The organism is Enterococcus ureasiticus, assembly GCF_001730285.1.
Classification (GTDB): Bacteria; Bacillota; Bacilli; order Lactobacillales; family Enterococcaceae; genus Enterococcus_L; species Enterococcus_L ureasiticus.
Genome location: NZ_MIJZ01000001.1, coordinates 1,149,646 through 1,162,586 on the forward strand (window position 1 = coordinate 1,149,646; position 12,941 = coordinate 1,162,586).

Below are 12,941 nucleotides of genomic sequence, written 5' to 3' on the forward strand. Positions count from 1 at the left end.
TTTCCTTTAGTTAAGATTTTTTTGAAGAAATCCTTATTTACCAGTAATTATAGCATCTTCTAACCCATTTTTGAATTAATCTAAAGCGCAACTCGATTGGTTTATTCAAAAATGGGTCTTATTATAAAAATATAAAAACGCGGATTTAAAATTTATCGATAAATGGAAAATCTCACCACTATTTTTGGAGGGATTCTACATGAAAAAAAACACAATTAAACACACTATCATTATTGGTTTCATTAGTATTTTGGGTATTGCTTTATTTATCGTCGGTTACATTTTCACCGATAAACTCAGTAGAGCAAATAGCTTGGCCAGCGAACCTAAAAAAGAAAAAGTCACCTTAGTGAAAAATATTCCGACAGGCAAAGAATTAACGAAACTAGCCACTAATCCTAAGAAAAAACAAAGCAAAGAAAAATTTGTTGCCGTAAATACGACTAAGGATACGACTGCGCCAATAATCAATGTGCCCGAAGAAACTGTTGAACAAAATGCACAAGTCAATATCTATGAAAACATCACAGCCACAGATAATAAAGACGGAGATGTTACAGTAAAAGTAACGGCCGATGAAGCATTAGACACATCTGTTGTTGGCACACAAACTATTCATTTTACTGCCACTGATACTAGCGGAAATATCGGTACTGCTGATAGAACTTTTCACATCATTCCAAAGAGTGAGCCAGTCGCAGCACCTGCAGCAGCAGAACCAACCCCAGCACAACAAACGCCGGTAGAGCCTGCTCAAGCTGCACCTGTAAGTATACCTGAAACTCCAGCTGAACCAGCCAATAGTGCGATGACTATTACCATGAACGGACAAACAATTCCATATCAAAATGGCGGACAAGGTAGTGGCCAAAGTATCATCGATTCAAATCCTAGTGGTGTTGCTTCCACATGGGGAGGAGCTGCAGTTCAATCAGGAGATGATGGCCAAAACACTCATTTTATTGGTCATAATCCTGGCGCCTTCTCAACTGTTTTCTCATTAGGTGCAGGTAGCCAAATCGTCGTAACCGATGCAAATGGGACTCCTTCTACATATACAGTACGCACACTACTTCAATTGGATGATTACGGAACTGAGGTAGGGACTGGAACCAACTATTGGGATCTTACAGTCGGCACTGGTGGTGGAGAACGGATTACGTTACAAAGCTGTGTTAACGATGACATCAACTTGTTTGTGATTGCTTATAAATAGTCAAAAAGAGCATCAACGTGGAATTACTTCGTTGATGCTCTTTCTATCAATTCGGTGCCGATCGTTATTTTTCTTGCCACAGGTGCTTGTTCATGAATAATTGAAAGAACTGTTTCAATCGCTAATTCTCCCATCCATTCTGTATGGATCTTTATTGTGGTTAAAGGCGGGCTGACATATTTTGCCACACTTATATCATTAAAACCAATCACTGAAATATCGTCCGGCACCTTAAGACCAACTTCTTGGATTGCTTTTAAAGCACCCACGGCCAAAGCATCACTAGAAGCAAAAAAAGCACTTGGAAAATGGTCTGGATGCTGACTTAAAAAGGCTTTCATCACTTCATAGCCACTAGCAACAGTAAACGGAGCTTTTAAGATGAATGCTTCATTAAGCAACTTTTTTTGTGCTAAGATCTCTTTGAAAATAAGCAATCGTTTATCTTCAAGTTGGTGTCTACTTCCTCGAGTGTATTCTTCCCCGGCGATGATTCCGATTTCTTGATGGTTATGTTGCATAAGGTAGGTCAAAACACTAGTCATACTTTGCTGAAAATCAATGACTAAAGAATTATAGCCTAAATCCAGCGCATCAAAGTCCACAAATAAAAGATTGGCATTCACTTCAAATAAAGAATCAGCTTGCTCTTTGGTAAACTTCCCTAAAGCAAGAATGCCATCTACCGACTCATGATTTAGCTCTTCTAATGAACGTTTGATCAGCTCAAGACCAAGCTCTTCAGCCCTTTTCTCGATTCCTAAACGAATAGAAAGATAATAAATATCTTCTAGCTCCTCTACTTCATCATACCATTGAACCAACACGATTTTTGCCTTAACCGTTTTTGTATTTTTTTTGTGTTTCGTGTAATTTAATTCTTCTGCTGCTTCAAATACTTTTTGCTTAGTCTCGAGCCCAACTGAAAGATCTGGATCATAATTCAGCACTCTTGATACGGTCGCTGGCGAAACTCCTGCTAATTTTGCGATATCTTTGATCGTCGCCATCTTCTCACCTGCCTTCTTTTATAAACTGTCAATAAATCGTTTAAAGGCTGCTCGTCCTTCTGGCGTTCGTTTGTACACGCCAGCATCTGCTAAAACACGGGCAAAAATTTGTCCTACTTCTTTTTGAATAATTTCTTTTGCGTTTTTTTCATTAAAAGAATAGGTTTCTTTCATTTGATCCGCCCACTCTTTATGGTAATCTGCAAGCTGATTTTCCTTCGCTAAAACATACTTTTCCACTTCTTGCAGTTCATCGTTTAAACGTGGCGGCAATACCGCTAAGCCCATCACTTCGATCAAGCCAATATTTTCCTTTTTGATATGCTGCACTTCTTTATGGGGATGAAAAATTCCATCTGGGTATTCAGCAGAAATGTTGTTATCACGCAAAACTAAATCCAATTCAAACAGCTGACCTTTGCGGCGAGCGATTGGCGTGATGGTGTGATGAGACGTCCCATCTGCCGAAAAAGCTCGAATTGAAACATTCTCATCAGAATAATTATGCCATTTTTCTAAAATCAATGAGGCCGCTTCAACTAAATCTTCTGAATTTGGACTCTGCAATCGAATAACAGACATCGGCCATTTGACAATTCCTGCATTCATTAAAGGAAACTCACTCAACTCAAAATATTGTTCAATCTCTGCTTTCTCCATCGGAAAAACATGTCGGCCAGCTTGATAATGATCATGCGTTAAAATCGAACCGCCTACGATTGGTAGGTCCGCATTAGACCCCACAAAATAATGAGGCAATACTTCAATGATTCTAGTCAATCGTCGAAATGTATCTTTTGAAATAACCATCGGACGGTGTTCTTCAGACAAAATAATCGAGTGCTCATTGTAGTATGCGTATGGTGAATACTGAAACCCCCAGCTCTCTCCATCTAAGTTCATCCGAATGATTCGGTGATTCGTTCTAGCTGGATAATTAGTCCGGCCTTTGTAGCCTTCGTTTTCCATACACAGGACACATTTAGGATAATCCACTTGGTTTACTTGACGTTCAGCAGCAATTTGTTTAGGATCTTTCTCGGGTTTTGATAAATTGATCGTGATCTCAAGTTGACCGTATTCTGTTTCTGCTGGAAAAACAACATTTTTAGCAATAGCTCTAGTTTTGATATAATCATTTTCTTGACTTAATTTAAAGAAGTAATCGGTTGCGTCAGCTGGATCTTTTTCATAATGTTGCGCAAAAAGAGCATTCACCACTGAAGGTGGCGGTGTAAGAAAATCCATTAATTGCGCTTCAAAAATTTCTAAATCTGCTGCTTTCTCTTTGACAGTACCGTTTTCTACAGCTCGAGTCACTAATTCATCCAACAATTCTAAGGATGTCTTAGTCACTATGGTTGGAGAAATGGACTCTAATGTTTCTTCACCAACCATTGCAAGTACACGATTTTGTAAATAAAGACGATCCAGCTCCATCCAACCACCAGCTTGAATCGCTAACGTCACAAAATCAGTAATAGTTTGACTAATTGACACAATGTTTCCTCCTAATTTAAAAGCTGAGCAGGCTCGTTCAGTCTCGACAGAATTATTTATACCCTTTTGGATGACTCAGATGCCACTCCCATGCCGTTTTGATAATTTGTTTGATATCTGTGACTTGAGGCTGCCAGCCTAAAATCGTTTTAGCTTTTTCACTTGATGCAACTAGTTTACTAGGATCACCTAACCGGCGCGGCAATACTTTAGCTGGAATTTCTCTACCAGTAACTTCTCTAGCTGCTTCAAGCATTTCTTTGACCGAATAGCCAGTATTGCTGCCTAAATTGAAAACATTACTTTCATTCCCTTTTTGTAAATAATCTAACGCCGCAATATGAGCCGCAATCAAATCTTCGATATAAACATAGTCACGAATACATGTACCATCCGGTGTATCATAATCGTCACCATAAATGCCTAAATGTTCTCTTTGACCTAAAGCAGTTTGCAAAATAATTGGAATCAAATGCGTTTCTGGATCGTGATCTTCGCCAATAGAAGCATCTGATTTAGCACCAGCAACATTGAAATAACGAAGGGCAACATAACGCATACCATAAGCTTTGTCACACCATTTCATCATTTTTTCCATCATTAATTTACTTTCACCATATGGGTTTTCCGGATTTGTTGGCATCGTTTCTACTATCGGCATTTCTTTAGGTTCCCCGTAGGTAGCAGCTGTAGAAGAAAATACGATGTGTTTAACGCCGAATTCTTCCATTACTTCTAATACTATTTGAGTTCCATGAACGTTATTATTGAAGTATACTAATGGTTTTTCTACTGACTCACCGACAAGTGAACTTGCAGCAAAATGAATCACACCATTAATCGATTCTTTTTTGAACACATCTTGCATAAAACCTTTATCTCTAATATCCCCTAGATAAAATGTCGCTTTTTCATGAACTGACTGTTTGTGACCCGTTTGAAGATTATCAACAACGACCACCTCGTAGCCTTTATTGATTAATTGATCAACAGCATGAGAACCAATGTAGCCCGCTCCGCCTAAAACTAAAATTGACAAATTATCGCCTCCTTGTTAAATATATAAGAAATTAAAATCGTTTTTTTAATTTATTCTTTATTCTACAGCTTTCTAGCTCCATCATCAACATTTGCAATATAAAAATCTGCCGGATAGCCGATTTTTTCTTGATAGGCCTGCCCAACTTGCTTAATAAAATGATCCATCTCCGTTTCTTTGACTAAAGCAATTGCACAGCCGCCAAACCCCGCTCCTGTCATTCGGGCGCCTAACACACCAGGGAATTGCTGTGCTTCCTCTACTAATGTATCTAGTTCAATACCAGTCACTTCGTAATCCTCTTTTAAAGAAGCATGGGACGCATTCAGCAACTGACCAAAACTTGTGAGATCATTTTCAGAGAGAAATTTTTTTGCTTTGATTGTTCGTTGATTTTCAGTTACAGCGTGTTTTGCTCGTTTAATCAAGTGTTCATCAGCAATGACTTTTTTATTTTGATCAAAACATTCTTCTGTTAACTCACCCAAAGATTCGATTGGTAAAACGGTTTGCAAACGACTTAATGCCAGCTCACATTCTGCCCGGCGTTCATTATATTTTGAATCAGCTAGTTCTCTGCGTTTATTTGTATTCATAATCGCGATCGCATACTCGCCAAATTTTGCTGGCACCCATTCAAAATCAAGCGTATTTGTGTCCAATAAAATAGCATGATCTCGCTTGCCCATACCAATAGCAAACTGATCCATGATGCCCGAATTTACCCCGATAAAATGATTTTCCACACGCTTACCTGTGATCACTAAATCTAACATTTTAATTTTCAAATCAAACAGATCCGTTAAAATGACTCCAGTTAGTAATTCAATCGACGCTGAGGAAGAAAGTCCAGCTCCATTTGGAATCGTGCCATAAAAGAGAATATCCATCCCTCGATCAATTGCATAGCCCTGTTCAATCAAATAATAAATCATGCCTTTAGGATAATTCGTCCAATCATCTTCTTTTTTATACGCTAAATCTGTTAAAGAAAGTTCAATAATTCCTAATTCTGAAAAATTTTCTGAATAAAAACGAATCGTTTGATCTTCACGTTTTCTAGCAACCCCATATGTTCCGATCGTAATAGCTGCTGGGAAAACATGACCGCCATTATAATCTGTGTGTTCACCAATCAAATTGATTCTTCCAGGAGCAAAATAAATTTCTTTTGATTCTATTCCAAATACAGAATGAAATAGTTCTTTTAACTCATTTTCCACAGCTGTCACCTCTTGATTTCATTTTAGTAAATTAATTATAAAACATTTACTAAACTTTTACAATTATTTATTTAAAACGGTTACATTCATTTTATAAAAACATATCCGCTAACTTATTCGAAAAAGATTAAATCTATTTTTTTTACATAACTGAACAAGATTAATATGCTTTACTACTATCTATTGGATTTTTTTCTTACTTTAGTTCATAATAGAGGTGTCTAAATAACCGAGAGGAGAATGTATATGAAAAAATTTATTTCAGGAATGCTTGTGGGAACAGCTGTAACTTGTGCTGCTGTTGTCGGTTTTGCAGCTACTATCAAAAAAACTGTTCTTGATCCAATCGAAGAAAAAGAAGATATGATCGAGGAAAATCGTAAAAAAGCAATGCGTAAACGCATTTCTCGATAAACAGAAAAGCGGAACACGTTCGCTCAGATCATGAAAAGCAGAATGTGCTGTTTAGCTCTGACTAAAAAATAGGAAATCTTGTTCGTGACGTCTTTTGTCACGAACAAGATTTCTCTTTTTTATGCAAATTTCAAACTAAAAAAAGAAAACAACACTTATTACTTGTTGTCCTCTTTCAAAACTCTTTTTCCTTCAAAAATATTTCTAGCAATCAAATCTGCTTCCCTCAGGTTCCATGGATCTGTTCCAGGTCGTGCCGTGGCCGCTGTCAGCCAATGAATTCCTTCAGTTGGAATACCATAACAAAATAATCCACTGACAACTTCGCCTGTTTTCGACTGTATTTGATTCGTTTCTCGCTCCACAAAAAGTGCCCCCGTCTGATAAATTTCGCCAGAAGCTAACTCCAGTTGATGCAGACTCGCTATTTCATCTCTTAAAAGCTGTTGCACTAAGGGATTTAAACTAAACTGATTTGCTATTTTCGGCAATCTTGCTTCAATTAAAAAATGGGTTTTATATTTTTTAATCGGCTCTTTTGGAGAAGAACCAATAAACCAACCCGCTTCTGTTGCTATCTCCATTTCTGGGCTAAGAAGCGTCACAATTCCAGCTTTAATCAAAGCCTTCAACTCAGCAGTTCTTTCTAAAGGAGGTCCGATTGATAAAAAAGCATTCAACGGGGTAAACCAATCCCACAACCATTTTTTATACTCATCGTTGGTAAATAACTCATGATCCATCATAAAACGAACTTCATCTCGCAAGTCTTTCAAACTATCCAAAGCTGCTGCAAAAGGTCCTGAGATCGTACCTTTTTTTGCCTGTTCAAAATCCCAATGTAAATAAGTAAGGATGAACTCCTGAAAAGAATCTACTGCTCCCACGCTTTGATCTGGATGCTGAAGAGCTGACCAGTCCCAAAAATCTTTTTTTTGGATACCATATTTTTCCAAAACCGATTCGGCACCTCTTGTTCGGATAAATTCTTCATTGAAACGACTCTGATTTACTTTAGGGTAATTAGCCTCCACCAATGCCGAATAATAGGCAAATTCCACTTCTTTTTTTAAAAGCTCAAAAAATTGCTCAGCAGAAAAGCTTCCTTTTCTTTTAAACTTATTCAAACTCTTTTCTTTTAAAAAACGTGGCTGATATTCTTCTCCATACCCTTTTTGATTAGCCCCTCTAGCATGATAAGGAATGCCCCGACCAGAACTAGCAATGATTTTAGGTTCTTTTCCAGAAGGTTGATAAATCAGTTCTCCATTTTGCTCTTTAAATATACCACCACGTTCACTCGTCAGTAGGGCAAGATAATCGAAAAAGACCAATCCTAAACCTCTGATCAAAACTGGGGTATTTTCTGTGATTGCTTCAAGATAAGCATCTGCTGCATTTTTTGGTGAGGAATAAAATAAACGATGTTCGCTAGCATATGCAGCTAGCTCTTTTTCGTTTCCAATTAGTTCATTTTCTTGATGTCCTAAAGCTAAAATAACCGTATCCACTGTTGTTTCTACAGATTTGGTATATACTAGAAATTTATCTTCTTGCATTTTTACAGCACGAACAGTATCTTTAAAAAACTTTACCGAGGTTTGTTCTGTCATTCTTGTTTGCACATATTCATAAAACCATTTTTGATATAAACCATAAAAAACTCTGGAACAGTGATCATTCGGACCTAGACGTTCGCACTCTTCTAATAGTGTTGTTCTATTTTCAAAATTGTGTTTCTTGATGAAAGCTGTAGCTTCTCCTTGTGCCCATTCATATAGATTTGGTCCTTTAGCTACGGGGCCTTTTGTACTTAATGTTTCATCTGTAAATAAAGTGACATGAGAGGCAACTGAATTCATCAACAAAGATAATGGCTGATCTTCACGCCAGACTTTGCCTCCCGGCCCGAAAGAATCGAACATTGTAATTTGAATCACCTGTTCTTCTCTTGACCATTCAACAATTCGTTCTAATACGGAAAGGCCTCGAGGTCCGCCACCAACAATCGCGATTTTCATTATTTTCCCCCTTCCAATTTATTTTCTCGAATTAATTCGACTTATTTTTATCTAAAGCTTCTTTTAATACTACCGCATTATTATGTACTTCATCCTTTGCACTATAAATCAGTGTGATCACAGGATACTCTTTTATGATATTCAAGAGTTCTTGAAATGCGGTATGTGTTTCACCTGATTTTATTTCGGTTAGGTATTTTTCTTTGAATACAGAAAATTTAACGGGTTCATGATTAAACCATTTTCTAAGTTCATTACTTGGCGCTATTTCTTTCAACCATAAATCTAAGTGCTCTTTTTCCTTTGACATTCCTCTAGGCCATAAACGATCGACTAATATTCGATAACCATCATCCGGTCGTGCTTCTTCGTATGCTCTTTTGATTTGAATCATGTTGGTCACCTCATCTTTATTTTATCCTAATTAATAAAAAAAGAAACGATTTACAATTTAGATTAACAAGAAAAAGCACAGAGAAGTAGACGTTGTCCAATTTCGAACCATCGTTTCTCTCTGTGCTTTATTGATTAAGCATTTTTCTTTTTCGTCTTGCCAGTCCAGCCTTCATAGCCACCTTTTAAAATATAAAGATCTTTATAGCCATTTTTACGCAATTGATTTGCTGTACGAATACTTAATGATTTTTTTTGATCATAAATATAGACAGGTTGATCTTTACGAATTGAATTCAACGTTGTTTTGATCGTTGTATATGGCATGCTGCGCGCACCAAGAATATGACCTGCATCAAATGAGTCTTTTTCACGGACATCAATGATTTGAGCTTTTCTCATGCCTTCTTTAAATTCTTCTTCTGTGATTGTTTTGGCAGAACGTTTTGCCATGATTCTAAGATATAACTCATTGATCCCCATTGCTAATAAAATTGTTAATAAAACACCGTTGATAATCCATAAAACATTCATTCTAAAATCCCTTTCTTACTCTTTCTCTATAAAGTGTAATGCAAGTGAGGCTGCACCGATAACTCCGGCTTCATTACCTAACTCAGCAAGTTTAACTTGCGTACTGTTACGAACTTCTGGGAAAGTAAATTCTTCAAAATAAGTTTGAACACGACTACGTAAAAATTCACCAGCTGCAGAAACCCCGCCGCCAATGACCACACTAGATGGGTTTAAGGTATTTCCTACATTACCGATTGCAAGTCCTAAGAAATAACACACACGATCTACCACCATCAAAGCAAATGGATCATCTGTTTTGGCATAGTCAAAGACATCTTTACTTGAAACATCTTGACCATCATCGATCGCTTGTTTTAACTGAGAATCACCCGCATATTCTTCTGACATATGGCGAGCAACCCGAACGACACCCGTTGCACTAGAAACTGTTTCTAAACAACCGCGTTTACCACAAGTACATTCAAAACCTCCAGGATCAACCGTGACATGACCAATTTCACCAGCACAGCCGTTAATACCATGTAAGAGATTGCCGTCTGCAATAATACCGCCACCAACGCCTGTCCCAAGTGTAATGAAAACAACATCTGGATTGTTTTCCCCAGCACCTTTCCAACGTTCACCTAAAGCCGCCACGTTGGCATCATTATCTAAAACAAAAGGAATACCTGTTGCTTCTTCGATTTGTGCTTTTACATTTTGTTTTTTCGTCCAGTTAAGATTGTAAGCTCCAACTACAGTTCCTTTTTTAATATCAACACTACCTGGAGTACCCATACCGATCCCAATAAAATCTTCATGTTTCATCTCATAAAGAGAGATTCGGTGATTGATTGATTCGATGATATCCGGCACGATATGACGGCCTTCATCTAGAATATTGGTTTCAATACTCCATTTTTGCTGAACATCTCCATCTGTTGTTAAAATTGCAAACTTAATCGTTGTTCCGCCTAAATCAATCCCAATCAATTTCTTATCCATTTACTCGGTTCCTTTCTCAGTAGCTCTGCTTTCTTCAATTCGATGTTCTCGTTGCAAAACACTTCTCGCATGGAGGTATGTGTCTCTATCAATCAAGTGACCTTCGTAAATATTTTTCAATTCAATCATCATCAACTCGATATCATAAATTCTAGCACCTACATAAATGTAAATACCGAACTGTTTAAATAACTGCTGCACATCATATAGCGTTTCCATTAAATGCACTTCCTTATTATACAAGTAAACCGAATTTTTTAAAACCCAAGACTAGACAAACACCTAATAAAAATACGAAAATGATACCAGATATGATTCGTTCATGGATATTGAACTCCTCAGAACGATCTGGAACAGCTAAAGCAGAGGCTACTAAAAGCCCACCGATCAAGCCACCGATATGTCCCATGATATCCACAGAACTGCTAAATAAATTAAAAATCAAGTTGATTCCGATAAAGGTCGCATAACGTTGGACCATAAATGAGATTGCTGGATTATTTTTAAAATGACGGCCTAGAATAACAAAGGCGCCAAATAATCCAAACAATGCTGTACTAGCACCCGCCGAAATACTGGTTGGCGAACCAAACGTAAAACTAATGATATTTCCAGAAACGCCACTCAATAGATAAATAAGGAGATAACGCCAGTGACCATAAATACTTTCAACTTGTGAGCCGACATAATATAACGTCACCATATTTACAGCAAAATGCAGCCAACCGATATGCAGAAACATTGGTGTGAATAAACGCCAATATTGGTGTAAATAAAGAATCTCTCCTCGAGACATTGCGCCCCAATTAATCAAAACCTGACTATTCTCTGAGCCACCTGACAATTCCATCCCTAGAAAAACGATTGTCGTGATCCCAAGTAAAATATATGTCACTAGCGGCTGTTTTAATAGTTTTTTTATTTTCATTTGCGTTTGATAATCCATGCGTTCCTCCTAGCTGATAAATAATCGCTTTACAGATAAATCAAAAGATTCCACCTGCCAATTTTCTTGAATCTGCTCACTAAATACCAAACTGCATGTCTCGCCTTGATAATGTTGAAGGAAACGATCGTAAAACCCTCCGCCAAAGCCAATTCGAAACCCCTCATGTGTAAACACGATCCCTGGTACAACTAATAAATCGATTTTTTCAGCAGATACAACAGGTGCGTCCACTGGTTCAGCCACACCAAACGCCGTTTTTTCAAATTTAGTTTCAGTCGTCACAGAGTGAAACGTCAATTTCCGCTCACCGCCAGCTATCGGCATCAACATTTGTTTCCCTTCCAGCCAGCCTTTTTCAAGCAAAATATGCGTATTAAATTCAAAGTCTAACGGTTTAGTGATTGCGACTGTTTTAGCCTGCTTCCAATAAGGATCATTGAATAATGCTTGGCTGATTTCTAGTTCTTTTTGCTCTTTTAGTACTGGATGCTCGTGAAGCCATTTTAAGTTTGCTAAACCTAATTTTCTTAATCGTGCTTTTTCCACATGCATCCCTCCACACAATAAATCCCTTTGATTTTTAAGTTCTATATCTTTTTAACCATACATTGTAGTTTATAGAAAAAACGACTAAATAGCAAACAGATTCCTAGCCTTTTATATTAGAATCAAGTCTTTTTTGCAGCCAGTTGCCGATTGCTTTATAGACCTCATTTTTTTCATTTTCCAATAAAATTTCGTGGCGTAATTCCGCAAATAAAACAAGCGAGACATCTTTGATTCCAGCCTCATCCAATTCTTTTGCAACTTTTCTGGGACCTTTACCAAAATCTCCTACTGGATCTTGTTCCCCACTGATCACTAAAATCGGTAAATCCTGATCGATATTCTGTGCCCATCCCTCACGATTCGCTCCGTCAACTAAACGGAATAACGTATAAAAACCATTATTCGTAAAAGTAAAACCAGTTAGTGGGTCATTTTCATATCGTTTCACATTATCTTGATTTTTACTTAGCCAATTGAAACTGCCAGCCTCTGGAAACTGCTTACTAAAAGAACCAAACGCCATATGATCCAGCCATTTATTTGGTTTTTCTGGCGCCGTTAAATTTAATCCTTTCGTTAAAGACAGAGCTAAAGGTAACATTGAAGCATTTTTACCGGTTCCCATAAAAATAGCTCCGCTGATTTCAGATTTATATAATTGTAAATAATTACGTAACGCAAACGATCCCATACTATGCCCCAGCATAAAATGCGGCAGATCTGGATAATTTTCTCCAATCCATTCTTTGATCTGATTAATATCTTCCAACACAAACGTTACAGGCTCTCCTTTTCCAAAGTATCCATGTTTTGGCTGATTAGTTGCAACAGACTCACCATGGCCTAAATGATCATGACCGACTACAACAAAGCCCAAATTATTTAGATACTTAGCAAAATCATGGTAACGCTCGATATACTCCGCCATCCCATGAATAATTTGAATCGTTCCGATTGCCTCACGTTCAGGCTCCCAGCAGATAAAATGGCTCGTTGTTTTTTGATCGGCTGACAAAAAAGTATTGTGTTTCATCTTCTTACCTCTTCTCAATTGATACTATTTATTATAAAGTATTCTTAGTAAATGAAATAGTCAAATGTGCATT

The 12,941-nt window shown here is 37.5% G+C and carries 14 protein-coding genes; 2 read left to right on the forward strand and 12 right to left on the reverse strand.

From position 1 onward, the window contains the following. Window positions 1–199 precede the first annotated feature (199 nt). Entirely contained in the window at window positions 200–1,216 is a 1,017-nt protein-coding gene (locus tag BCR21_RS05400; RefSeq protein WP_069645456.1) for an immunoglobulin-like domain-containing protein, read from the forward strand. 23 nt (window positions 1,217–1,239) lie between these two features. On the opposite strand, the gene BCR21_RS05405 is transcribed toward BCR21_RS05400, so the two are convergent. The 4 genes from BCR21_RS05405 to BCR21_RS05420 all read right to left on the reverse strand — a co-directional run bounded on the left by BCR21_RS05405 (window position 1,240) and on the right by BCR21_RS05420 (window position 5,988). Beyond that, window positions 1,240–2,226 (reverse strand): LacI family DNA-binding transcriptional regulator, encoded by a 987-nt coding sequence (locus tag BCR21_RS05405; RefSeq protein ID WP_069645457.1) that lies wholly within the window; start codon window positions 2,224–2,226, stop codon window positions 1,240–1,242. A gap of 18 nt (window positions 2,227–2,244) precedes the next feature. Next, complete coding sequence (galT, locus tag BCR21_RS05410) at window positions 2,245–3,726, reverse strand: UDP-glucose--hexose-1-phosphate uridylyltransferase (RefSeq protein ID WP_069645458.1); 1,482 nt, start codon at window positions 3,724–3,726, stop codon at window positions 2,245–2,247. 52 nt (window positions 3,727–3,778) lie between these two features. After that, window positions 3,779–4,765 (reverse strand): UDP-glucose 4-epimerase GalE, encoded by a 987-nt coding sequence (galE, locus tag BCR21_RS05415; RefSeq protein ID WP_069645459.1) that lies wholly within the window; start codon window positions 4,763–4,765, stop codon window positions 3,779–3,781. Between the two features lie 62 nt (window positions 4,766–4,827). Continuing rightward, window positions 4,828–5,988 carry a galactokinase gene (locus BCR21_RS05420; RefSeq protein ID WP_069645460.1) on the reverse strand — a complete coding sequence of 387 codons (1,161 nt, stop codon included), beginning with the start codon at window positions 5,986–5,988 and terminating at the stop codon, window positions 4,828–4,830. Window positions 5,989–6,234: 246 nt separating this feature from the next. Between BCR21_RS05420 and BCR21_RS05425 the strand changes: the two genes are divergently transcribed. Continuing rightward, window positions 6,235–6,402: a DUF3042 family protein gene (locus tag BCR21_RS05425; RefSeq protein ID WP_010760505.1), complete on the forward strand. Its 168-nt coding sequence runs from the start codon at window positions 6,235–6,237 to the stop codon at window positions 6,400–6,402. Window positions 6,403–6,560: 158 nt separating this feature from the next. Here the strand turns inward: BCR21_RS05425 and BCR21_RS05430 are convergent, their stop codons facing one another. From BCR21_RS05430 to BCR21_RS05465, 8 genes are all read right to left on the reverse strand, one after another. Beyond that, window positions 6,561–8,423 (reverse strand): FAD/NAD(P)-binding protein, encoded by a 1,863-nt coding sequence (locus BCR21_RS05430; RefSeq protein ID WP_069645461.1) that lies wholly within the window; start codon window positions 8,421–8,423, stop codon window positions 6,561–6,563. A gap of 31 nt (window positions 8,424–8,454) precedes the next feature. Further along, complete coding sequence (locus BCR21_RS05435) at window positions 8,455–8,817, reverse strand: DUF488 domain-containing protein (RefSeq protein ID WP_069645462.1); 363 nt, start codon at window positions 8,815–8,817, stop codon at window positions 8,455–8,457. 134 nt (window positions 8,818–8,951) lie between these two features. Beyond that, window positions 8,952–9,350, reverse strand: coding sequence for a rhodanese-like domain-containing protein (locus BCR21_RS05440; protein WP_010760502.1), 399 nt, complete (start codon window positions 9,348–9,350; stop codon window positions 8,952–8,954). 15 nt (window positions 9,351–9,365) lie between these two features. Beyond that, window positions 9,366–10,337, reverse strand: coding sequence for an ROK family glucokinase (locus tag BCR21_RS05445; protein ID WP_069645463.1), 972 nt, complete (start codon window positions 10,335–10,337; stop codon window positions 9,366–9,368). After that, window positions 10,338–10,556 carry a YqgQ family protein gene (locus tag BCR21_RS05450; protein WP_010760500.1) on the reverse strand — a complete coding sequence of 73 codons (219 nt, stop codon included), beginning with the start codon at window positions 10,554–10,556 and terminating at the stop codon, window positions 10,338–10,340. It lies immediately after the preceding gene. 16 nt (window positions 10,557–10,572) lie between these two features. Next, a complete protein-coding gene (locus BCR21_RS05455; RefSeq protein WP_069645464.1) occupies window positions 10,573–11,283 on the reverse strand; it encodes a rhomboid family intramembrane serine protease in 711 nt (236 codons plus the stop codon). 9 nt (window positions 11,284–11,292) lie between these two features. Continuing rightward, entirely contained in the window at window positions 11,293–11,832 is a 540-nt protein-coding gene (locus tag BCR21_RS05460; RefSeq protein ID WP_069645465.1) for a 5-formyltetrahydrofolate cyclo-ligase, read from the reverse strand. A 103-nt stretch (window positions 11,833–11,935) separates the two neighbouring features. Further along, window positions 11,936–12,868, reverse strand: a complete 933-nt coding sequence (locus BCR21_RS05465; RefSeq protein WP_069645466.1) for an alpha/beta fold hydrolase — start codon at window positions 12,866–12,868, stop codon at window positions 11,936–11,938. Window positions 12,869–12,941: the final 73 nt, after the last annotated feature.

Bases quoted from the DNA above. Each gene is read 5' to 3' on its own strand.
- BCR21_RS05400 (WP_069645456.1), top strand. From the start codon at position 200: ATGAAAAAAAACACAATTAAACACACTATCATTATTGGTTTCATTAGT.
- BCR21_RS05405 (WP_069645457.1), bottom strand. From the start codon at position 2,226: ATGGCGACGATCAAAGATATCGCAAAATTAGCAGGAGTTTCGCCAGCG.
- BCR21_RS05425 (WP_010760505.1), top strand. From the start codon at position 6,235: ATGAAAAAATTTATTTCAGGAATGCTTGTGGGAACAGCTGTAACTTGT.
- BCR21_RS05430 (WP_069645461.1), bottom strand. From the start codon at position 8,423: ATGAAAATCGCGATTGTTGGTGGCGGACCTCGAGGCCTTTCCGTATTA.
- BCR21_RS05435 (WP_069645462.1), bottom strand. From the start codon at position 8,817: ATGATTCAAATCAAAAGAGCATACGAAGAAGCACGACCGGATGATGGT.
- BCR21_RS05440 (WP_010760502.1), bottom strand. From the start codon at position 9,350: ATGAATGTTTTATGGATTATCAACGGTGTTTTATTAACAATTTTATTA.
- BCR21_RS05445 (WP_069645463.1), bottom strand. From the start codon at position 10,337: ATGGATAAGAAATTGATTGGGATTGATTTAGGCGGAACAACGATTAAG.
- BCR21_RS05450 (WP_010760500.1), bottom strand. From the start codon at position 10,556: ATGGAAACGCTATATGATGTGCAGCAGTTATTTAAACAGTTCGGTATT.
- BCR21_RS05455 (WP_069645464.1), bottom strand. From the start codon at position 11,283: ATGGATTATCAAACGCAAATGAAAATAAAAAAACTATTAAAACAGCCG.
- BCR21_RS05465 (WP_069645466.1), bottom strand. From the start codon at position 12,868: ATGAAACACAATACTTTTTTGTCAGCCGATCAAAAAACAACGAGCCAT.